21 protein-coding genes and 2 tRNA genes are annotated in these 20878 nt (G+C 71.6%); 13 read left to right on the top strand and 10 right to left on the bottom strand.

Going from position 1 to position 20878, the window contains the following annotated elements; translation table 11 throughout:
- The first annotated feature begins 45 nt into the window (after positions 1-45).
- The 4 genes from AC2D8W_RS00175 to AC2D8W_RS00190 all read left to right on the top strand — a co-directional run bounded on the left by AC2D8W_RS00175 (position 46) and on the right by AC2D8W_RS00190 (position 1401).
- A tRNA-Pro gene (locus AC2D8W_RS00175) sits at positions 46-122 on the top strand.
- A 34-nt stretch (positions 123-156) separates the two neighbouring features.
- A complete protein-coding gene (locus tag AC2D8W_RS00180; protein ID WP_484669830.1) occupies positions 157-465 on the top strand; it encodes an ETC complex I subunit in 309 nt (102 codons plus the stop codon).
- 24 nt (positions 466-489) lie between these two features.
- Positions 490-566, top strand: a tRNA-Arg gene (locus AC2D8W_RS00185).
- Positions 567-618: 52 nt separating this feature from the next.
- Entirely contained in the window at positions 619-1401 is a 783-nt protein-coding gene (locus AC2D8W_RS00190) for a pseudouridine synthase (protein WP_484669831.1), read from the top strand.
- On the opposite strand, the gene AC2D8W_RS00195 is transcribed toward AC2D8W_RS00190, so the two are convergent.
- Genes AC2D8W_RS00195 through metC form a run of 3 tightly spaced genes read right to left on the bottom strand, consistent with a single transcriptional unit; the run spans position 1361 to position 4456 of the window.
- Entirely contained in the window at positions 1361-2221 is an 861-nt protein-coding gene (locus tag AC2D8W_RS00195) for a kinase (protein ID WP_484669832.1), read from the bottom strand. The genes AC2D8W_RS00190 and AC2D8W_RS00195 overlap by 41 nt on opposite strands.
- Positions 2222-2239: 18 nt before the next feature.
- Positions 2240-3235, bottom strand: coding sequence for an SDR family oxidoreductase (locus tag AC2D8W_RS00200; RefSeq protein ID WP_484669833.1), 996 nt, complete (start codon positions 3233-3235; stop codon positions 2240-2242).
- A gap of 57 nt (positions 3236-3292) precedes the next feature.
- Positions 3293-4456, bottom strand: coding sequence for a cystathionine beta-lyase (metC, locus tag AC2D8W_RS00205; RefSeq protein WP_484669834.1), 1164 nt, complete (start codon positions 4454-4456; stop codon positions 3293-3295).
- 83 nt (positions 4457-4539) lie between these two features.
- Between metC and AC2D8W_RS00210 the strand changes: the two genes are divergently transcribed.
- Positions 4540-5640 carry an amino acid ABC transporter substrate-binding protein gene (locus AC2D8W_RS00210; protein ID WP_484669835.1) on the top strand — a complete coding sequence of 367 codons (1101 nt, stop codon included), beginning with the start codon at positions 4540-4542 and terminating at the stop codon, positions 5638-5640.
- 51 nt (positions 5641-5691) lie between these two features.
- Here the strand turns inward: AC2D8W_RS00210 and AC2D8W_RS00215 are convergent, their stop codons facing one another.
- From AC2D8W_RS00215 to AC2D8W_RS00230, 4 genes are read right to left on the bottom strand one after another with little or no spacing between them, the layout of a single operon-like run.
- On the bottom strand, positions 5692-6189 hold the full coding sequence (locus AC2D8W_RS00215) for a GNAT family N-acetyltransferase (RefSeq protein ID WP_484670533.1): 498 nt from the start codon (positions 6187-6189) through the stop codon (positions 5692-5694).
- 3 nt (positions 6190-6192) lie between these two features.
- The gene (sseA, locus tag AC2D8W_RS00220) at positions 6193-7035 is read right to left on the bottom strand and encodes a 3-mercaptopyruvate sulfurtransferase (RefSeq protein ID WP_484669836.1); all 843 of its coding nucleotides are present in this window, start codon (positions 7033-7035) and stop codon (positions 6193-6195) included.
- Positions 7023-8024, bottom strand: a complete 1002-nt coding sequence (locus tag AC2D8W_RS00225) for a cysteine synthase A (protein ID WP_484669837.1) — start codon at positions 8022-8024, stop codon at positions 7023-7025. The genes sseA and AC2D8W_RS00225 overlap by 13 nt, the downstream gene beginning before the upstream one ends.
- Before the next feature lie 43 nt (positions 8025-8067).
- On the bottom strand, positions 8068-9279 hold the full coding sequence (locus AC2D8W_RS00230; RefSeq protein ID WP_484669838.1) for a class I SAM-dependent methyltransferase: 1212 nt from the start codon (positions 9277-9279) through the stop codon (positions 8068-8070).
- Positions 9280-9420: 141 nt separating this feature from the next.
- On the opposite strand from AC2D8W_RS00230, the gene kdsA reads away from it, so the two are divergent.
- The 6 genes from kdsA (at position 9421) to AC2D8W_RS00260 (ending at position 16033) form a co-directional block, all read left to right on the top strand.
- Positions 9421-10275 carry a 3-deoxy-8-phosphooctulonate synthase gene (gene kdsA, locus AC2D8W_RS00235; RefSeq protein ID WP_484669839.1) on the top strand — a complete coding sequence of 285 codons (855 nt, stop codon included), beginning with the start codon at positions 9421-9423 and terminating at the stop codon, positions 10273-10275.
- An 87-nt stretch (positions 10276-10362) separates the two neighbouring features.
- Complete coding sequence (gene rfaE2 / locus AC2D8W_RS00240; RefSeq protein WP_484669840.1) at positions 10363-11820, top strand: D-glycero-beta-D-manno-heptose 1-phosphate adenylyltransferase; 1458 nt, start codon at positions 10363-10365, stop codon at positions 11818-11820.
- Entirely contained in the window at positions 11817-12818 is a 1002-nt protein-coding gene (gene rfaD, locus AC2D8W_RS00245; protein WP_484669841.1) for an ADP-glyceromanno-heptose 6-epimerase, read from the top strand. Before rfaE2 ends, rfaD begins: the two co-directional genes overlap by 4 nt.
- A complete protein-coding gene (locus AC2D8W_RS00250) occupies positions 12815-13915 on the top strand; it encodes a DUF3089 domain-containing protein (protein WP_484669842.1) in 1101 nt (366 codons plus the stop codon). The genes rfaD and AC2D8W_RS00250 overlap by 4 nt, the downstream gene beginning before the upstream one ends.
- Before the next feature lie 34 nt (positions 13916-13949).
- Positions 13950-14945 carry an NADP-dependent oxidoreductase gene (locus tag AC2D8W_RS00255; RefSeq protein WP_484669843.1) on the top strand — a complete coding sequence of 332 codons (996 nt, stop codon included), beginning with the start codon at positions 13950-13952 and terminating at the stop codon, positions 14943-14945.
- On the top strand, positions 14942-16033 hold the full coding sequence (locus tag AC2D8W_RS00260) for a M14 family metallopeptidase (RefSeq protein WP_484669844.1): 1092 nt from the start codon (positions 14942-14944) through the stop codon (positions 16031-16033). The genes AC2D8W_RS00255 and AC2D8W_RS00260 overlap by 4 nt, the downstream gene beginning before the upstream one ends.
- Positions 16034-16048: 15 nt before the next feature.
- Here the strand turns inward: AC2D8W_RS00260 and AC2D8W_RS00265 are convergent, their stop codons facing one another.
- The gene (locus tag AC2D8W_RS00265) at positions 16049-16558 is read right to left on the bottom strand and encodes a GNAT family N-acetyltransferase (RefSeq protein WP_484669845.1); all 510 of its coding nucleotides are present in this window, start codon (positions 16556-16558) and stop codon (positions 16049-16051) included.
- 24 nt (positions 16559-16582) lie between these two features.
- Positions 16583-18658: an ATP-dependent DNA helicase RecG gene (recG, locus tag AC2D8W_RS00270; protein WP_484669846.1), complete on the bottom strand. Its 2076-nt coding sequence runs from the start codon at positions 18656-18658 to the stop codon at positions 16583-16585.
- Positions 18659-18745: 87 nt separating this feature from the next.
- Between recG and AC2D8W_RS00275 the strand changes: the two genes are divergently transcribed.
- On the top strand, positions 18746-19636 hold the full coding sequence (locus AC2D8W_RS00275) for a peptidyl-prolyl cis-trans isomerase (protein ID WP_484669847.1): 891 nt from the start codon (positions 18746-18748) through the stop codon (positions 19634-19636).
- Here AC2D8W_RS00275 and AC2D8W_RS00280 read toward each other — a convergent pair.
- Positions 19563-20468: a sulfotransferase domain-containing protein gene (locus AC2D8W_RS00280; RefSeq protein WP_484669848.1), complete on the bottom strand. Its 906-nt coding sequence runs from the start codon at positions 20466-20468 to the stop codon at positions 19563-19565. The two genes, AC2D8W_RS00275 and AC2D8W_RS00280, sit on opposite strands and share 74 nt — an antisense overlap.
- Positions 20469-20560: 92 nt before the next feature.
- Between AC2D8W_RS00280 and AC2D8W_RS00285 the strand changes: the two genes are divergently transcribed.
- Entirely contained in the window at positions 20561-20854 is a 294-nt protein-coding gene (locus AC2D8W_RS00285; RefSeq protein ID WP_484669849.1) for an FAD assembly factor SdhE, read from the top strand.
- The last annotated feature ends 24 nt before the right edge of the window (positions 20855-20878 follow it).

Raw genomic sequence — 20878 nt, forward strand, 5'->3', positions numbered from 1 at the left:
TGCGGAAAGGTGGAAACGCCTATATCCCGAGCCCGCCGGCGCCCTCGGGGCGTAGCGCAGCCTGGTAGCGCATCTGCTTTGGGAGCAGAGGGTCGCGTGTTCGAATCACGCCGCCCCGACCAGCCGGCGGGACATTGAAGGCTTCAGAAGACCAGCATGCTCGCGCGCATCTACCGTCCGTCCAAGAACGCCATGCAGTCCGGCCGCGGCAAGGCCGTCGACTGGGTTCTCGAGTTCGAGCCGAAGGCCGCCCGTCGTCCGGACCCGCTGATGGGCTGGACCGTCACGAGCGACACGGAATCGAGCCAGGTGCGGCTGACCTTCGACACGCGGGAGGAGGCGGTGCGCTACGCCGAGGCCCACGGGATCGCCTTCCAGCTCATCGAGCCGCCGCCGGCCAAGCGCATCATCAAGGCCTACGCCGACAACTTCGCCTTCAACAGACGCATCCCCTGGACCCACTGACGCCCGCTGGTCCCGGCGAAGTTCGCGCCCGTAGCTCAACCGGATAGAGCATCCGCCTTCTAAGCGGACGGTTGCAGGTTCGAGTCCTGCCGGGCGCGCCAGGGGCGCGGGGCCGCGTATTGACCCCGGGCGCGAGGACCCTCAACAAGCGCCATGCCCTGGAGCCGCACCTACGACGAGGCCGAGCCGCAGCGGGTGAACAGGTGGCTCGCGCAGAGCGGCGTCTGCTCGCGGCGCGAGGCCGAGGGCCTGATCGCCGACGGGCTGGTGACCATCGACGGCGAGCGGGTGGACGATCCCGGCCGCAAGATCCTGCCGGGACAGACCCTGACGCTGGCCGACCGGGACGGAGCGGCGCGGGCCGGGTTCACGGCGGTGCTGAACAAGCCCGTGGGCTACGTCTCGGGCCAGCCCGAGCCCGGCTACACGCCCGCGGCGCGGCTGCTCACGAAGGCGGCGCTGGTGGGCGAGGGCGAGGCGCCCGATCCCCGCGCCAGCCTGCCGCCGCTGGGCCGGCTGGACTTGGACAGCCGGGGCCTGCTGATCCTGTCGGACGACGGGGTGCTGGCCAAGGCGGTGATCGGGCCGCAGTCGGAGCTGGACAAGGAATACGTGGTCCGCGTGGCCGGGGCGATCGACGAGCGGAAGCTGGCGCGGCTGCGCCACGGGCTGGAGCTGGACGGCCGCAGGCTGAAGCCCGCCAAGGTTAGCGTCGTCCAGGGCCAGACGCTGCGGTTTGTCCTGAAGGAGGGTCGCAACCGGCAGATCCGGCGCATGTGCGAGCTGGTGGGCCTGCGCGTGATGGACCTGCAGCGGGTGCGCATCGGGCCCCTGCGGCTGGGCGAGCTGCCCGAGGGGCGCTGGCGGCGGCTCACCGACGCCGAGCGCGAGGCTCTCATTTCAGCGTCAGCGGGACCGGCGACCGGTCGGGCTTGAGCAGCACCGTCCAGTCGGCGCGGGTGGGCATCTCGTCGAGGATCCAGCGCGTCAGCCGCTCGTAGTGTTGGACGAACTGGCCCACCTGGGCGTCGCTCATGCCCGCGCCGGTCCGGGCGCGCAGCTTGGCCTCCTGCTCTGTGCGCCAGCCGCGGACGACCTCGAAGCCGGGCGCCTGGAGGAGCACCAGGCGGTCCAGGCGGCCGAAGAGCGCCCCGTAGGACTCGGCGAGCTGGCGGTTGATCCAGGCGCGCCATGCGCCGGTGGGGTCGTCCCGGCGTTCGAGCGTGTTTACCGGCGTCATCAGCCGGACGGCCGGCTCGGGGACCGCGCCCACGCACCAGCCTTCCAGGATCACCACGTCGGCCGGGCCCTCGAACTCGCGCCACCGGGTGGTGGGCAGCCGCTCGTCGGTCGCCTTGTCGAACACCGGCAGGCGCGTGGTGATGCGCTGGCGCAGCTGGTCCAGGACGGCGCAGGCCAGGGCCACGTCGTGCGTGCCGGGCGGACCGCGCACCTGGAGCAGGCGGTGGACCTGCCCCGCAAGCCAGCCGCGGGCCTCACGGCCGAGGTAGAAGTCGTCGATCGACAGGCAGGCGGCGTGCAGGCCCCGCTCGGCCAGCAGGCGGGCGGTGATCGCGGCGATGGTCGACTTGCCCGAGCCCTGCGCCCCGCAGAGACCCACGACGACCGTCCGGCCGAAGTCGTTGCGCCAGTCCTGCGCGCGGTCGGCGAGCGGCCAACAGATCTCGTCGAAGGTGTCGCGGAAGGTCTCCGGCAGGCGCTCCTGCGCCATGAATTCAGCCAGCCAGTCGTCCAAGCGCCCCCGCTCTTTCGGCTAGTATCCCCCGATGATCGGCAGAATCTCGCCCGTGATGTAGCTGGCCGTCTGCGGGGAGGCCAGGAAGACGTAGGCGGGCGCGATCTCCTCGGGCTGGGCGGGGCGTTTCATGGGCGTCTGCGACCCGAACTTCGCCAGATCGTCGCCCCGGCGGTCGGCCGGGTTCAGCGGGGTCCAGACCGGGCCCGGCGCGACGCAGTTCACGCGCACGCCCTGCTTGATGAGCGAGCCGGCCAGCGAGCGGGTGAAGGCGTGGATGCCGCCCTTGGTCATGGAGTAGTCGAGCAGGCCCTTGGAGCCCTCGATGCCGGTGACCGAGCCGGTGTTGATGATCGAAGCGCCTTCCTTGAGGTGGGGCGCGGCGGCCTTGGCCATGTTGAAGTAGCCGTAGAGGTTGGTCTTCAGCGTGCGGTCGAAGTGGTCGAAGGTGATGTCCTCGATGGACTCGGCGTGCTCCTGGAACGCGGCGTTGTTGACGAGGATGTCCAGCCCGCCCAGGGCCTCGACGGTCTTGGCGACCGCGTCCTCGGCATAGGCGGGATCGGCGACGTCGCCCGGCAGAAGGATGGCCCGGCGGCCCTCGGCCTCGACCGCAGCCTTGGTCTCCTCGGCGTCCGCCTCCTCCTCGAGATAGGCGATGGCCACGTCGGCGCCCTCGCGCGCGAAGAGGACCGCCACCGCGCGGCCGATCCCCGAATCGGCGCCGGTGATCAGGGCGACCTTGCCCTCCAGCTTGCCGGAACCCTTGTAGAAGGGCGCGTCGTACATCGGCTTCAGCTCGAGGTCGGCTTCCAGGCCGGGCTTCTCGAGGTGCTTCTTCGGCAGCGGCGGGACCGGATAGTCGCGCGCGCCCGTCTGCGGCGGCTTGTCGTCGTCTTCGCCGGACGGCTGGAACGAGCGCTCCTCGCCCGAGTCGATGCGTTGCTGGATCTCGCGCTCGTGCTCGGCGACGCCGCGGGCGGCCTCTTCGAAGCCGTGGTCGGTGCTGGTCATGGGGCTCTCCGTCTGCTCGCCGGGGGCAAGCATCGGGGAGGGCGGTAAGTTCCCGGGTCAGCCCGCTGCGGCGGCGTAGGCGTCGAGTCCCGCGCGCAGGTCGGCCATCAGGTCGCCGGGATTCTCTAGCCCCACGTGGAGGCGCATGAGCGGGCCGCCGTAGTCGCGCGACAGCGTGCGCACCTTCAGCTGGGGGTCGCAGGCGATGGCGAGGCTCTCGAAGCCGCCCCACGAGAAGCCGAGCCCGAAGAGCTTCAGAGCATCCAGGAAGGCGTCGACCGCCGCGCGCGGTGCGGGTTTCAGCGCGAAGCCGAACAGGCCGCAGGCGCCGGCGTAGTCGCGGGCCCACAGGTCGTGGCCCTCGCAGCCGGGCAGGGCCGGGTGGTACATCGCCGCCACCTCGGGCTGGTCCCGCAGCCAGGCGGCCACCGCGAGCCCGCTGCGGCCGTGCTTCTCCATCCGGGTGGGCAGGGTGCGCAGGCCGCGCAGCATGGCGTAGGCGTCCTCGCCCGGAACGGCCCAGCCCAGGTGCGTCACGCCGTCGGCCAGCCGGCGGGCGAGACCCGCGTCGCGCACCGCGGCCGAGCCCATGAACACGTCCGAGTGGCCGCCCACGTACTTGGTCAGCGCCTGCAGCGAGAGGTCGACCCCATGCTCCAGCGGCTTGAAGAGCAGGCCGGCGCCCCAGGTGTTGTCGATGGCGGTGAGGATGCCGCGGGCGCGGGCGAGTTCGGCGATGCGGGGCGCGTCCTGCATCTCGAACGACAGCGAGCCCGGGCTCTCGAGAAGGATCAGCCGCACGTTGGGCGCCGCCCCGCCGACCAGCGCCTCGGGCGGCGTGGTCGGGTCGAAGTAGGCGATGTCGACCCCGTAGCGGCCCAGCATGGCGTCGCAGAAGCGCCGGATGGGCTTGTAGCAGTTGTCGGTGACGAGCACGGCGTCGCCGGCCTTGAGCACCGCCAGCAGGGCCCCCGCGATCGCCGCCATGCCGGACGGGTAGAGCGCCACCGCCTCGCCGCCCTCCATCTCGGCCAGCGCCGCGCAGAGGGCGGCCTGGGCGGACAGGCCGGCGCGGCCGTAGGTGACGTTGCGGGCGTCGTCGTACAGGGCCGCCGCGTTGGGCAGCAGCACCGTTGAGCCCTTCTGGATCGGCGGGCCAACGGTGCGGGCGAGGGGACCGTCGAGCTTGCCGGCGCGGATCAGGCGGGTCTCGTCCGACATGCGGGGTTGCGGGTCCAAGCGGCGCTGGCGAAAGTGGCCGACCAGTTAGAGCCCCAAGCTCATCCTCGTTTCAAGGAGCAGGAATGATCCGGCGCCTCTCGGCGGTTGCGTTGCTCGCGGCGCTGGCGGCGGGCTGCAGTCCGCCGAAGCCCGCGGAGAAGGCGGCCCCGCCGCCTGCGCCCGTGAAGGCCGCGCCGGTGCAGCCGGGCTATACCGCCGCCGCAAGCCCGACCCTGGAGGCCGTGCGCCGCCGCGGCTACGTGGCCTGCGGCGTCCACGAGGGGCTGCCCGGCTTCGCTCTCAAGGACGCCCGCGGCCTGTGGCGCGGGTTCGACGTGGACCTGTGCCGCGCGGTGGCGGCGGCCACGCTGGGGGACGCGGCCAAGGTCCGCTACACCGCCATCCCGGGCGCGGACCGCTTCGGCGCGCTGCAGCGGGGACAGATCGACGTCCTGTCGCGGAACACGTCGCAGACCTTCGCCCGCGCGGCCGGCCTGGGCCTCAGCTTCCCGGTGACCACCTACTACGACGGGCAGGGCTTCCTGGCCCCCAGGACGCTGGGGCTGACCAGCGCCGAGGAGCTGGGCGGCGCGCGGATCTGCGTGCAGGCCGGCTCGGCCAGCGCCGACAACATGGCGGACTACTTCCGCGTCCGGGGGATGGCGTACAAGCCGGTGATCGTGGCCTCGGAGGAGGAGGCGCGGACCCGCTACCAGAGCGAGGCCTGCGACGTCTTCACGGCGGACGTCTCGGCGCTCGCGGCCGCGCGCTCGCTGATGAACAACCCGGGCGCCCACGTGATCCTTCCGGACGTGATCTCGAAGGAGCCCCTGGGTCCTGTCGTGCGCCGCGACGACCCGGTGTGGGGCGAGATCGTGCGCTGGACCTTCCACGCCATGGTCATGGCCGAGGAACTGGGGCTCACCTCGCAGACGGTCGAGCAGACGCGCGAGACGGCCACGGATCCCGAGACGCGCCGGCTGCTGGGCCTGGAGGGCGAACTCGGGCCGCTGCTGGGGTTGAAGCCGGACTGGGCCTTCCAGGTGATCCGGCAGGTGGGCGCCTACCACGAGGTGTTCCGCCGCGACCTGGGCGCGGATTCGCCGCTGCAGCTCGACCGCGGGCTGAACGCCCTTTGGACGGCGCCGAAGCCGGGCCTGATGTACGCGCCGCCGATGCGGTGACGGCGGAACCGCTCTCGTCACCACCCGGCTCGTCCGGGTGATCTGCGCGCTTCAGAGGTCCATCACCATGGCGCAGCGGTCCTTGAGGCCGCGGGCGCGTTCGTTGGCCAGCGCCTGGCGGACGGTCGCCGGCGCCTCGGCCTCGGGCCATTCGCGGAAGCCCGCCGAGGCGTAGAAGGGCGCGTTCCAGGGGATGTTGCGGAAGGTCGTGAGGCTCATGGCCGTGAGGCCTCGGCTCCGGGCCCACTGGGCGGCGTGGGCGAGGAGGCGGCGGCCGAGCCCCTGGCCCTGCTGGTCCTGACGCACGTCGAGTTCGTCCACGTGCAGGCGCGCGCCCTCGACGCGGGCGGCGAGGAAGGCGACCGGCGCGCCGTCGCGGTCCACGACCCACAGCGTGCCGGCGTTCAGGTGCGGCCGATAGGCGTCGGCCGGCGCGACGGTGGTGAGGAGCTCGGGCGGGATGTCCTGGCCGACGAACTTCTGGGCGGCGGAGAGCTCGATCCTCGGGAGTTCGGGCAGCTCGTGCGCCAGGGCGAGGCGGATCTCGATGGGTCAGGCTCCGGTGACGACCGCGGTGTCGGCGCGGCCGCCCCACTCGGTCCAGGAGCCATCGTACACCGGCACGTCGGAGCGGCCCAGCCGGGCGAGCGCCAGCGCGAGAACGGCCGCCGTCACGCCGGAGCCGCAGGTGGTGATGATCGGGCGGCCGAGGTCCACGTGGGCGAAGGCGGCGCGCAGCTCGGCGCCGTCCAGAAGCGTCCCGTCGGGGCGGACCAGGTCGGTGAAGGGCAGGTTGAGCGCGCCCGGCATGTGGCCGGACCGCAGGCTGGCCCGCGGCTCGGGCGCCTCGCCGGTGAAGCGGGCGGCCGAGCGGGCGTCGACCACCTGGGCGGACCGGTCGGCCAGCACCTCCGTCACGTCGGCGAGGTCGGCCACCAGGGCGGGCTCGAAGGCCGGGAGCACGCGGGCGGGCGCCGGCGACGGCGTGGCGGTGCCGATGGGGCGGCCCTCGGCGCGCCATTTCCTGAGGCCGCCGTCCAGCACGAAGACGTTGTCGTAGCCCATGGCCCGCAGCGTCCACCAGACCCGCGCGGCGGAGTAGAGGCCGTGGGCGTCGTAGGCGACGATCGTGTGCTCCCGCGCGAGCCCCAGCGCGCCGGCCGCCTCGGCGAAGGCGACGGGAGAGGGCAGCATGTGCGGCAGGTCGGTGTCGGGGTCGGCGATGGCGTTGATGTCGAAGAACACCGCGCCCGGGATGTGGCCCGCCTCGTAGAAATCCCGCCCCTGTCCCGGCTGGCCCACCAGCGGCAGGGTGCCGTCCACCACGCGGACCGCAGGGTCGTCCAGACGTGCGGCCAGCCAGTCCGTCGTGACGAGGGGGTCTAGGCCAGCCATGGCGGGACCGGCAGGTCCTTCTCCCGCAGGAAGGCGGGATTGAAGATCTTGGACTGGTAGCGCGAGCCGTGGTCGCAGAGGACGGTCACGATGGTGTGGCCCGGCCCGAGGTCGCGGGCCATGCGGATGGCGCCGGCGACGTTGACGCCGGTGGAGCCGCCCATGACCAGGCCCTCGTACTCCATCAGGTCGTGGATCGTGAGGAGCATCTCGGCGTCGTCGATCCGGTAGAGGTGGTCGACCGCGAGCTCGGCGATGTTGGCGGTGATCCGGCCCTGGCCGATGCCCTCGCTGATCGACGTGCCCTCGGCCTTCAGCTCGCCGCCGCTATAGTAGGAGAACAGCGCCGAGCCGTGGGGCTCGGCGAGGCCGATCTTCACGTCGGGATTGCGGCCGCGGAGAGCCTCGGAGACGCCGGCCAGGGTGCCGCCGGACCCGATGGCGCTGATGAAGGCGTCCACCTTGCCGCCGGTCTGGGCCCAGATCTCGGGACCCGTCCCCTCGACGTGCGCCTGGCGGTTGGCCACGTTGTCGAACTGATTGGCCCAGACCGCGCCGTTGGGCTCGCTGGCGTCAAGTTCCGCCGCCAAACGCCCGGAGTACTTCACATAGTTCATCTCGTTGGCGTAGGGGACGGCGTCCACCTCGACGAGCTCGGCGCCATAGAGCCGGATGGCGTCCTTCTTCTCCTGGCTCTGGGTGCGCGGGATCACGATGGTGCACCTGTAGCCCAGCGCCTTGCCCACCATCGCCAGGCCGATGCCGGTGTTTCCCGCGGTGCCTTCGACGATCCGGCCGCCGGGACGAAGGGCGCCGCGCGCCTCGGCGTCCCGGACGATCCAGAGCGCGGCGCGGTCCTTCACGGACTGGCCGGGGTTCATGAACTCGGCCTTGGCGAGGATCTCGCAGCCGGTCAGTTCGCTGGCGCGGCGCAACCGGATGAGCGGCGTATTGCCGATGGCGTCGAGGACGGAGCTGGCGACCTTCATGCGGCCTACTTAAGGGGCTCGCGCGGCGGCGAACAGAGGCCGCCTACGCTTTGATGAGCGACAGTTGGACGACGTTGGTCCGCTCGGTCCGGAAGCCAGCCTCGCAGTAGCTGAGGTAGAAGCGCCACAGCTTGCGGAAGCGCTCGTCGAAGCCCAGGCGGCGGATCTCGTCCCAGGCGGCCTCGAAGCGGCGGGCCCACTCGGCGAGGGTGTCGGCGTAGCAGACCCCAAAGCGGCTGACGGGTCCCCAGGCGAGACCGGTGCGGTCGGTCACCGCCTTCAGCCGCTCCTCGGACGGCAGCATCCCGCCGGGGAAGATGTACTTCTGGATGAAGTCGGGCGTGCGCTTGTAGTGCTCAAAGAGCTCCTCGCGGATCGTGATGATCTGCAGGCCGGCCTGGCCGCCGGGCTTGAGGCTCTCGCGCACCTTCTCGAAGTAGGTGGGCCAGTAGCGCTCGCCGACCGCCTCGAACATCTCGATGGAGGCGACGCGGTCGAACTGGCCGGCCACGTCCCGGTAGTCGACCAGCCGGATGTCCGCCTTCTCGGCGAGCCCTTCGCGGAACATCCGCTCCTTGGCGAAGCGGTACTGCTCCTCGGAGATGGTGATGCCCGTGACCCGCGCGCCGACCTCCTTGGCCGCGAACTCGGCGAAGCCGCCCCAGCCGCAGCCGATCTCGAGGACATGGTGATCGGGCGCGAGGGCCATGCTCTCGCACAGGGTGCGGTACTTGCGCTTCTGCGCCTCCGGCAGCGACTCGCCGGGCTTTTCGAAGCGGGCGGCCGAGTAGGTCATCGTCCGGTCCAGCCACTGGGAATAGAAGGCGTTGCCCAGGTCGTAGTGGGCGTGGATGTTCTTCTTCGAACCCGTGCGCGAATTGCCGCGCAACGTGTGCTGCATCCAGTTCAGCGCCGCCATGATGCGGTTGCCGAACGCGACCTTCTCGAAGCGCGCGAAGTTGGAGGCCAGCACCTCCAGCAGGGCCGACAGGTCGGGCGTATCCCATTCGCCGGCCATGTAGCCTTCGCCAAACCCGATGGTGCCGTTCGAGATCGTGCGCTTGATGAAGTCGTAGTCGTGGACGATGAGGCGGGCGTCGGGACCGGGCTCGGCGCCCTTCAGGCGGACCTCGCGGCCGTCGGGCAGCACGAAGGTCATGGTCCCGATGGCCCAGTTCTCGATCATCGTGCGCGCCGCGGTGCGAAATGTGAGCGGCGTGCCGCTGAGGTCCGGCATCGGCGAACCCTTGATCATCTTGCCCCCTGTACCCCGGCCGAACGATACCACTGCCGCCCGCCCGCGCTAATCGACTGAGCGTGGGATACGGTCAAGTCGAACGCTCAGAGGCGCCGTTGGCTCTTGAGGCTCCACGCGCGTCGGGTCATTGGAGCCGGCATGACCATTCTCTCGCTAGACCGCTGGAAACTCTCGATCGGCGACGGTCAGCCGCTGGTGGTGATCGCCGGGCTGAACGTGCTGGAGGACCTTGAGCTCGCCCTGAGCGTCGGGCGCGACCTGAAGGCGCTGACGACCGAGCTGGGACTGCCGTACGTGTTCAAGGCCAGCTTCGACAAGGCGAACCGCTCGTCGATCCTGAGCTACCGCGGGCCGGGCCTGGAAAAGGGGCTGGAGATCCTGCGCACGGTGAAGGCCGAGCTGGACGTCCCGATCTGCACAGACCTGCACGAGGTGGACCAGGCGGGTCCGGTGGCGACGGTCGCCGACCTGGTGCAGATCCCCGCCTTCCTGTGCCGCCAGACCGACCTGGTGACGGCGGCGGCGCGGGCGACGGCGGACGCGGGCGGGCTGCTGCACGTGAAGAAGGGGCAGTTCCTGGCCCCGCAGGACTGCCGCTCGATCCTGGACAAGGTGTTCGAGGCCGCCGGCCGTCACATGACGGTGCTGTGCGAGCGCGGGGTGTCGTTCGGCTACAACAACCTGGTCGTGGACATGCTGGGCATCCCGCAGATGCAGGCGCTGGGGGCGCCCGTGAGCATCGATGCGACCCATGCGGTCCAGCTTCCGGGCGCGCAGCAGGGCTCGAACGGTGGCGCCTCGACCGGCGGGCGGCGCGGCGGCGTGCCGGTGATCGCCAAGGCCGCGGTGGCGGCGGGCGCGGACGCGGTGTTCCTGGAGTTCCACCCTGAGCCCGACCAGGCCCTCTGCGACGGCCCGAGCGCCCTGCCGCTGGAGGCGGCGCGGCCGCTGCTGGCGCAGCTCAAGGCGATCCGCGACCTTCAGGCCGCCTGACCGGGCCCCGCCGAGGCGCCCAAATGGGGCACGGCGGGGGGCTCGTTCGCCTTGACCGGCCCGCCAACGCGTCTCACAGGACTCGCCATGGATCTGGCCGCCCTGCAGAGCCTGCTCGCAGCACTTCCCGGGACGCGTGTCGCCTGCGTGGGCGACCTGATGGTGGATTGTTTCGTCTACGGCGCCGTGAACCGGATCTCGCCCGAAGCGCCCATTCCCGTGCTGGCGCGGTCGCACGAGCTGAAGATGCTCGGCGCTGCGGGTAACGTGGCGCGCAACGTCGCCGCCCTCGGGGGCGCGGTGGCCCTGGTCGGGCTCGTCGGCGACGACGCCGAAGGCGGCGAGGCGCGCAGGCTGGTGGCGGAGGCCGAGCTGGAGGGCGAACTGGTGGCCGATCACGGCCGCCCGACCACGCTGAAGACCCGCTTCGTCTCCGGCGGCCAGCAGCTCCTGCGGGTGGACCACGAGACCGTGCGACCGGTCTCCGGCGAGGTCGAGCAGCAGGTGATCCGGGCCCTTCGCCAGGCGGCCCTGGGGGCGGGCGTCATCCTGCTCTCGGACTATGGCAAGGGCGTTGTGACCGACGCGGTGATCGCCGCCGCCCGGGAGACGGGCGCCACCGTCATTGTGGACTCCAAGGCGCGCTCGTTCGCCCGCTACGGCGAGGTGGACCTGGTGAAGCCCAACGACGCCGAGCTGGCCTATGCGACCGAGTCGCCGACCGGAACCGACGCCGAGGTCGAGGCGGCGATCGCCCGGGCCCTGGAGCTGTGGTCCACGCGCGGCGTCCTGGTGACGCGCGGCGGCAAGGGCATGTCGCTGGGCCTTCGGGGCCAGCCGGTCCGGCACTTCCCCACCGTGGCGCGCGAGGTGTTCGACGCCTCCGGCCTGGGCGACACCGCGCTGGCGGCGCTGGGCCTGGCGGTGGCGGCGAAGGTCGACATCGAGACGGCGATCGCCTTCGCGCAGCTGGCCTCGGGCGTGGCCCTCGCCAAGGCGGGCACGGCGACGGTGAGCCCGGACGAGCTGGTGGAGGCGGTGCTCGCCCAGCATTCCGCTGTGGCCGAGGCCAAGATCGCCACGCCGCAGCGCCTGGTCGAGGAGGTCGCCCGCTGGCGCGCGCAGGGCCTGAAGGTGGGGTTCACCAACGGCTGCTTCGACATCCTGCACCGCGGCCACGTGGCCTACCTCGCGCAGGCGCGGACGTGGTGCGACCGGCTGATCGTGGGGGTCAACTCCGACGCCTCGGTGCGGGCCCTGAAGGGCGAGGGGCGGCCGGTCAACGACCTGGAGAGCCGCGCCCTGGTGCTGGCGGGGCTGCGCAGCGTGGACCTGGTGGCGCCGTTCGACGAGGCGACGCCGCTGAAGCTGATCGAGGCTGCGCGGCCCGACGTGCTGGTCAAGGGCGCGGACTACGCTGAGGACCAGGTGGTGGGCGGCGACCTGGTGAAGTCGTGGGGCGGCGAGGTCAGGCTGGCTGAGATCGTCGACGGCTATTCGACCACCGCGGCTATCGCACGGATGAAGAACAGGGCTGACGCATGACCCGCAGGATCGTCTTCGTCACCGGCGGGGCCGGCTTCATCGGCTCGAACATCGTGGCGCGCCTGGCTGAAGACCGGGCGCTCGACCTGGTGGTCTGCGACCGTCTGCGCGAGGTGGAAACCGGCAAGTGGCGCAACCTGGCCAAGCACCCCATCGGCGACTTCGTCGAGCCCGAGCAGATGTTCGACTGGCTCGAGCGGCGCTGGCGCGACGTGGAGCTGGTGGTCCACATGGGCGCGATCTCGTCGACGACCGAGCCGGACGCCGACAAGATCATGCGCAACAACTTCCAGCTCTCGCGCGACCTGTTCCGCTGGTGCGCGGACCGGCAGCGGCGGCTGGTGTACGCCTCCAGCGCGGCGACCTACGGCGGCGGCGAGCATGGGTTCGACGACGACAACGACTATGAGGCGCTCGCACGCCTGCGGCCGCTGAACACCTACGGCTGGTCGAAGGCGCTGTTCGACCTCTTCGCCGCCCGGCAGGCCGGCCGCGACTACGCGCCGCCGCAGTGGGTGGGGTTGAAGTTCTTCAACGTCTACGGCCCCAACGAGGAGCACAAGCTCTCGATGAAGTCGGTGGCCTCGCAGATCTGGCCGCAGGTGCGCGAGGGGCACGCGGTGCAGCTCTTCAAGAGCTACCGCAAGGACGTCCCCGATGGGGGCCAGAAGCGGGACTTCGTCTACGTCCGCGACGCCGCGGACGTGGTGCGCTGGCTGTTCGAGAACCCGCAGGTGAACGGAATCTACAACCTGGGCTCGGGCCAGGCGCGCACCTTCGAGGAGATGGCGCGGCAGGTGTTCGCCGCCGCCGGCAAGAACGCCCAGATCGAGTACGGCCCCATGCCGCCCGCCATCCGCGACAAGTACCAGTACTTCACGCAGGCCCGCATGGAGCGCCTGATGGAGGCCGGCTACCCCGGCGCGCTGACGCCGCTCGAGGAGGGGATCGGCGAGTACGTGACCCGCTACCTCGCGCAGCCCGACCCCTATCGATGACCCCGCCCGAGGCCCCCGCCCGCAAGCGCCGGGGCTGGCTGCTCCCGACGGTGCTGGCGGTGCTCACGTTCCTGGCCGCCGGCGTGGTGGTGTTCTGGGGCGACCTGGTGTCGACGGCGCTGGACCCGAAGGTCCCGTTCCAGACCTACGATCCGCCCCTGGCGCCCGACTATGCGGCGCCTTCGGCCTGGTACCTGCGGCCGAGCCCGGCGGCCGCCCAGGAGGCCGACGTCTTCTTCGTGGCGCCCACGACCTACGACGGCGGCCGCAACTGGAACGCCCGGCTGAACGCCCGGCGGGCGAACCGGCAGTTCGTCACGGTCATGGCGCCGAACTACGTGGGGCCGTACGTGGGCGTGGGCCGGGTCTTCGCGCCGCGCTACCGGCAGGCCAGCCTCTACAGCCTCACCACGCTGCGGGAGGATGCGCGCGAGGCGCGGCAGTTCGCCTACGGAGACGTGCGGACGGCCTTCCGTCACTACCTGCGCCACGACAACCGGGGCCGGCCGTTCTTCATCGTGGGAGTGGAGCAGGGGGGCACGCTGGCGACGCGGTTGCTGGCGGACGAGGTGGCGGTCGACCCGGTGCTCAAGGGGCGGCTCGTGGCCGCCTACCTGGTGGACACGGTCGTGCCCGCGGACTCACCCCCCATCAGCCCCTGCGTCGAGCGCCGGCAGGCCGGCTGCCTGGCGTCCTGGGCGCGGGTCTACGAGGAAGACTTCGACGCCGCCGAGCGGCTGCTCGCCCGGGCGCTGGTCTGGACGCCGGACGGGCGGCTGGACAACCTGGCGCCGCGCCCGGCGCTTTGCTGGAACCCGATCCTGGGCGCGGTGACCGACCAGCCCGCGCCCGCGCGGCTGCACCTGGGCGCGGCCAACGCCACCGGCCTGGAGTGGGGCGCCCGCCCGGCGTTCCTGGCGCGGCAGGTGGCGGCGCGCTGCGAAGCGGGCGTGCTTCGCGTGACCCGCCCGCGCTCCTCGGCGCTGCGGCCGACCGGCAACTGGGCCGACCGGCGCAAGGCCCCGGGGTTCAACCTGTTCTACGCCGACCTCGAGGCGGATGCGAAAGCGCGGCTGGCGGTGTGGCGCGCCCGGTGATTATGTCGCCCCCGACGAAAGAGGGAGCGACGCCATGACCAACCGCCAGATCCTGCTGGATCGCCTGCCGGGAGCCGAGCGCCTTGCGCCCGAGCATTTCGCCCTGGTGCAGGGCGAGCGCCCCACGGCCGGACCGGGCGAGGTGCTGCTGAAGACCCGCTACATCTCGCTGGACGCGGCCAACCGGGCCTGGATGCAGGGCGCGACGTATCGCGCGGCGCTGCAGGGCGGGCAGGTGATGGCGGGAGCCTCGATCTCGGAGGTGGTGGAGTCGAACGTGGACCACCTGAAGCCGGGCGACCTCGTCTTCGCCGACCTCGGCTGGCAGGACTATGCGGTGGCCCCCGGCGCCGGACTGTCGCGCCTGCCGGACCTGCGTCCAGAGACCTATCTGCTGAGCGTCTACGGCATCGCCGGGCTGACGGCGTACTTCGGGCTCCTGGAATGCGGCCAGCCCAAGCCGGGCGAGACGGTGGTGGTCTCGGCCGCGGCCGGGTCGGTCGGCACCATCGTGGGCCAGATCGCCAAGATCCTGGGCTGCCGGGTGGTGGGCATCGCGGGCGGCGAGGACAAGTGCCGCTGGCTGGTGGAGGAACTCGGGTTCGACGCCGCGGTCGACTACAAGGACCCGGAGTTCAAGCGGCGCCTGCGCGAGACCGTGCCCGACGGCATCGACGTCTACTTCGACAACACCGGCGGCGATATCCTGCAGGCCTGCCTGTTCGCCATGAAGAACTATGGCCGCATCGCCTGCTGCGGCGCGCTCTCGCAGTACGACGGCGCACCGTCGCCCTACGGGCCCCGCGGGATTCCCGGCCTGATCGTGAGCAAGCGGCTCACGCTACGCGGCTTCGTGCTGTTCGACTACGATGACCGGCGCGACGAGGCGCTGGCGGCGCTGAAGGGATGGGTCGACGCCGGCCGTATCAAGGTCCCGGAGGACGTGATCGAAGGGTTCGAGAATCTGCCGGCCGCACTGATCGGCCTGCTCAACGGCGAAAACCGCGGCAAGCGGATGGTGAAGGTATGAGCGCCGACGCCTTCAGCGCCACCTACGCCGAAGCGCGCGACAAGTTCCTGGCGGCGGCGAAAGCCGCGGGCGGCGCGGTCTCCAGCTACGCCCATCCCGAGCGGGCGCCAGATGGCGGCGCACTCGCAACCGACGTGGCGTGGTTCGGTCCAGCGGATGCCGCGGCCGTGTTCGTCACCGTCTCGGCGACGCATGGGGTGGAGGGGCACTGCGGCTCGGGCGCCCAGGTCGACTGGCTGCGGCGAGGCGAGGCCACGAACCTGCCTGCAGGCGTGGCGGCGATGGTGGTGCACGCCATCAACCCCTACGGTTTCGCGTGGAGCCGGCGGGTGACGCACGAGAACGTCGACCTGAACCGCAACTTCGTGGACTTCACCCGGCCGCTGCCGGCGAACCCCGCCTACGACTCGCTGCACGCCGCGGTGAAGCCCGCCGACTGGAGCGAGGCCACGCAGGCGCAGAGCCGGGCGGTCCTGCTCGGGTACGCCCGCGAGCACGGTTTCCCGGCGCTGGTGCAGGCGATGTCGGGCGGCCAGTACAGCCACCCCGATGGGATCTTCTACGGCGGGCGCGAGGAGACCTGGTCGCGGCGGACGCTGATGGCGATCTTCCGCGAGCGGCTGGCCGGCGCCGCGCACGTGGGCATCATTGACTATCACACGGGGCTGGGCCCCAACGGCTACGCCGAGCCGATCTGCAGCGCCCTGCCGACGTCGGAGGAGTACCGCCGGGCGCGCGACTGGCACGGGCTCGCGGTGAAGAGCCAGTCCGGCGGGGAGTCGGTTTCGGCGCTGCTGGCCGGCGACTGGCTGGAAGCGACGCCGAGGCTGATGCCGCATGCACGCGTCACAGGCGTCGCCCTGGAGTACGGCACCCTGCCCAGCACCGAGGTTCTGGATGCGCTGCGCGCCGACAACTGGCTGCACGCGCACGGAGACCCGCTGAGCCCGCAGGGCCAGGCGATCAAGGCGCAGGTGAGGGCGGCGTTCTACGGCGACAACGACATCTGGCGCGGGATGGTGCTGGGCCAGTCGCTGGTCGCCGCGCGACAGGCGCTGGCGGGTCTCGCGCGGGCCTTGGCGGGGTAGGGCGGCGGCCCTCGCTCAGACTGTCGGGTCGGGGATGCGGAAGAGGTCGCGTTCGGCGCCATCCGGGAACCGGGCGCGGCCGAGACTTTCCCCGCCGAGCGCGACGACGAGGCGGCGGGCCTCCGTGTTGTGGTCCTCCATGTAGGTCCGGACCTCGGGCCACCCGAACCCCCGGTAGGCGTAGGCCACCGCCGCGATGGAGGCCTCCTTCGCAAACCCGCGCCCGCGCGCCTCGGGCAGCAGCCACCAGGTGAGCTCGCGGGGCCAGCCCTTGCCCTGCCAGAAGCCGCAAACTCCGATGAAGTCCCCCTCGCGTTTGCGCTGGAGCGCCCAGACCCCGAACCCCTGGAGGTCCCAGCCGCCGCGGTCGGCCGCGAGACGCGACCACGCGGCGCCAGGGGTCAGCGGACCGCCGTAAGCACCCGAGGCCTCGGCATCGGTGTAGAAGCGCTGGTAAGCCGGCTCGCACCCCAGGCTGGGCGGCAACAGCCGCAGGCGTTCGGTCTCCAGGGTCGGGATTTCCACGTCGTCTCCCAGGATCTGCAGGCGTCAGCCGGCGTCGCGCAGGGCCAACCCCGCCTTCCAGTCGAACAGCTCCGACAGGATCTGCAGCGCCTGGCCGCGTTCGGACTTCAGTTCAGGGTCGCGCTCGACCGCGAGCCGGGCGTCGTCGCCGGCGATGGCGATCAGGTCGCGGTGCACGAAGGGGTCGGCGAAGACGTAGGTGGGCAGGCCGGACTGGCGCAGGCCCAGCGCATCGCCGCCGCCGCGCAGCTCCAGGTCCTTCTCGGCGATGGCGAAGCCGTCGTCGGTGCGGCGCAGGATGTCGAGCCGCTGTTCGGCGGTCTCGGACAGGGGCGGGTCGTAGAGCAGCACGCAGGCGCTCTCGCGGCGGCCGCGGCCCACCCGGCCCCTGAGCTGGTGAAGCTGCGCGAGGCCGAAGCGCTCGGCCTGCTCGATCACCATGATGGTGGCGTTGGGGACGTTCACGCCCACCTCCACCACGGTCGTGGCGACCAGCACCGAGAGCTTGCCGTCGGCGAAGCCGGCCATCACCGCGTCCTTCTCCGCGGCGGGCATCTTGCCGTGCACCAGGCCGACGCCGGGGCCGATCGTCTTGCGGAGGGCCAGGGCGCGCATCTCGGCCGCGGCCAGGTCGCTGACCTCGGACTCCGAGACCAGCGGGCATATCCAGAAGGCCTGAGCTCCGCCGCGGACGGCGTCCCTCAGGCGGCCCACGATCTCGTCGATCCGCGGCATCGGCACGGCGCGGGTAGCGACCGGCGTCCGTCCCGGGGGCTTTTCGTCGATGCGGCTGACGTCGAGATCCCCGTACATGGTCAGCTCGAGCGTGCGCGGGATCGGCGTGGCCGACATGGCGATGAGGTGGACGGCCTCGCCCTTGGCCTGCAGGCGCTGGCGTTCGGCGACGCCGAAGCGGTGCTGCTCGTCGATCACGGCGAGCTGCAGGCGATGGAAGACCACGTCGTCCTGGAAGAGGGCGTGCGTCCCCACTGCCACCTGGGCGTGGCCGCGGGCGAGGGCCCGCAGCTTTTCGGCCCGCGCCGCGCCCTTGTCCCGGCCCGTGAGCAGGACGACGCCGACGCCCTGCGCCTCGAGGGGCCCCGAGATGGTCTCGTAGTGCTGGCGGGCGAGGATCTCGGTCGGCGCCATCAGGGCGCTCTGGCCGCCCGAGTCGGCGACGTCGGCCATGGCGCACATGGCCACGACCGTCTTGCCGGAGCCGACATCGCCCTGCACCAGGCGGCTCATGCGCTCGCCGGCCGCGAAGTCCTGGCGGATGTCGGCCAGGGCGCGCTCCTGGGCTCCGGTAAAGGCGAACGGCAGGCCGGCCCGGAGGCGGCCGGCGAGCCCGCCGGCGCTGATCCGGGCCGCGGGCTCGCGGCGGCGCGCGGCCTTGCGCTGGGCCATGGCGAGCTGGTGCGCCAGGAGCTCATCGTAGGCGAGACGGCGGCGATGCGGACTGAGGGGGAAGAGGTCGGCCTCGCTCTCCGGGTTGTGCATCGCCGTGAGCGCCTCGCGCCACGAGGGGAAGCGCTCGCGGACGCGGAACGGCATGTCCTGCCACTCGGGCAGTTCGGGCGCGCGTTCGAGCGCCTCCAGGGCGAAGACGCGAACGCGGCGGGCGGGCAGCCCCTCGGTCGCCGGGTAGATCGGCTCGACCTCGGGGATCTCGTCGCGACGCTCGGGCGGGACGATGTAGTCGGGGTGGACCATCTGGCGGCCGAACTTGCCCTCGTCGACCTTGCCCGAGACGATCCGGCGTGCGCCCACGGGATGGCGTTGCTGCAGGCCCTCGCCGAAGCGGCCGAAGAACACGAGCATCAGCAGGCCGGTGTCGTCGGCGGCCTGCACGCGCCAGGGCTGGGCGCTCGTCCGTGGCCGCTGGTGGTCCTGGATGATCACCTCGAAGGTCATCACCTCGCCGTCGCGGGCGGCCGAGAGGACCGCCGGCGTCCGCCGCACGACGGTGTGCGGGCGCAGCCAGAGGACGTCGCGGACCTTCGGGCCCGCCACCCGCTCCAGAAGCGGAGCCACGCGCGGACCCACGCCCTTGAGGGACGTGACCGGCGCGAAGAGCGGGAACAGAATCTGCGGCCGCATCGCTGGAGCATAGCCTTTGGGCCCAACGCCGCGCATCATGGACTGACGGGCGCCGTTCGCCCGGGGGGCCATACGGGGGCAAGCAGCATGCTTCGAAAGGAAGCCTGGATCGCCATTGTCGGGGCTCTGACGATCGCGGGGTGCAGCGGCGGCGGCGACGACGAGGTGCTGGCGCGCGTCGGCGCCGAGCGGATCACGGTGTCGGACGTGGACGCCGAGCTGAAGATGAACGGAGTCGCCAGGACCTCGGACCCGAGGGTGCGGCGCGCCGCCCTCGAGCAGATCGTCAACCGCAAGCTGTTCGCCCAGGACGCCCGTGAGCGTCGGCTGCACAACAATGCCGAGGCCCAGGCCATCCAGAAGGCGGCCACCGAGACGTTCCAGGCCAGTCTCGCGCGTTCGTACATCACCCGCGAGGTGAAGAACCCGACGCCGGCGGAAGTCGCAGCCTTCATCGAGGCGCGTCCGCGGATGTTCGCGCGCCGCACGGCCTATCTGGTCGAGCGCATGCGGGCCCAGGGGACGCTGGACGCGGCGCTGGTGGAAGCCCTGAAGCCCACCCAGACGCTGGAGGCCGCGGAGGCCGTATTGAAGGCGCGGAACATCCCCTACCGGCGGATGGTGGACGAGCTCGACACGCTGCGGATTCCGCCCCAGGTGGCCGACAGCCTGGACAAGCTGGCGCCGGGCGAGCCGTTCGTCCTGCCCGAGCCCGGCGGATTCAGCGTCGGGCGCGTGCGCGACCGCCGGGTGCGGCCGATTGCGGGCGCGGAAGCGACGGCGATCGCCTCGGCGGTGATCGTCGCCGAGCGCCGATCCAAGGCGCTGGGCGACCGGATGAAGGCCATGCGGGCCGAGAAGGTGCGCTATGCCACGGCGGCCGACGCGCCCACGAAGGCCGCCGTCAAGCCACCGGGACCGCCGAGCGCCCAAGCTCCATCCAAGCCTTCATCGCCGGATCCAGCCGGGGCGCGTTGACGGCCTCGTAGAGCGCCTGGTTCTCGGGGCTGAGGATCTCGCGCCAGGCGTCGAGGCGCCCGCTGCGGAAGAAGTCGCTGTTGCTGCGCCATGTCCCGCGATCGGCGCCAGGGGCGTTCTGGTCGGCGGCGGCCTTCATGCGGGCGAACGACCCGGCGGCGAGGAACTGCGGCCAGCGCGCCTCGTCCACGTCGCGGCCGAGGAACGCCGCCAGGCGCCGCAGCTCGCCGTCGAGGTCGAGGGTCAGATCGCGGTAGTGCAGCAGGTGCAGGTTGGGCAGCGCGCGATGGATCCACCAGCTCGCGGTGAACCAGACCACAGACTGGAACGGGGCGCCGTCGAACATCCACGGGAACTGGCCCTCGGTGGCCCAGCGGGGGAAGAGCGCATTGGGATCGAGCCGCGCGCCGGACCCGATGCCGCTCTGGCGGCTGTCTCGGGTGTTGGCCACGTGATCGAGCATCGACAGGAAGGCGTCGCGCGGGTCGCGGCCGCAGAAGACGTAGCGGACCTGGGGATGCCAGGGCAGGCCGTCGCTGGGGGTGTGGGTCTTGATGATCCGCGGGCCGGGCTCGGCCTCGAGATCGGCGATCAGGCGATCCAGCGGCGCGGCGTGCATGTCGAGCCAACGGACCATGCGCCCGAGGGGCCGCGGCAGGTCGGGCGTGTCGTGCGCGATCATGGCGCACAGCTTCGCCGTCCAGGTGGTCCCGCACTTTGGCGGCGCGATGACCACGATGTCCCCCTCGCGGGGCCGGAAGGCCGCCCAGCGGGCATTGTCGAACACCGCGTTGCGGTAGTGTCGCGCAAGCTGGGGCAGGGCGGGGACCATGCGCATGACTCGCCCGCAGGCGCCCTTGTCGCAAGCCCGTGCGTTCACCGCTGGCGCACCGCGCCCCAGGGCCCTATATGCCGCAGTCCCTCATGACCACCGACGATGCAAGGCTGAAGAAGCTGAAGCTGCGCGCCTGGCGACGCGGCTTCAAGGAAGCGGACCTCATTCTGGGGCCGTTCGCGGACGAACACGTCGCGACGTGGTCTGACGCGGAACTCGACTGGTTCGAGCGCCTTCTCGAGCAGCCGGACCAGGACGTCTATGCGTGGATCCTGGAGCGGACGCCGACCCCCGGCGAATTCGACGGGCCTTTGATGAACCAGCTCAAGGCTTTCCGCGACAAAGCTCACCGATCGATCGTGGGGCCCGGGTCGAATGGCTGACGACGCGACCCCCTCGCCGCAGGC

It is taken from the genome of Phenylobacterium sp. T106 (genome assembly GCF_057219735.1).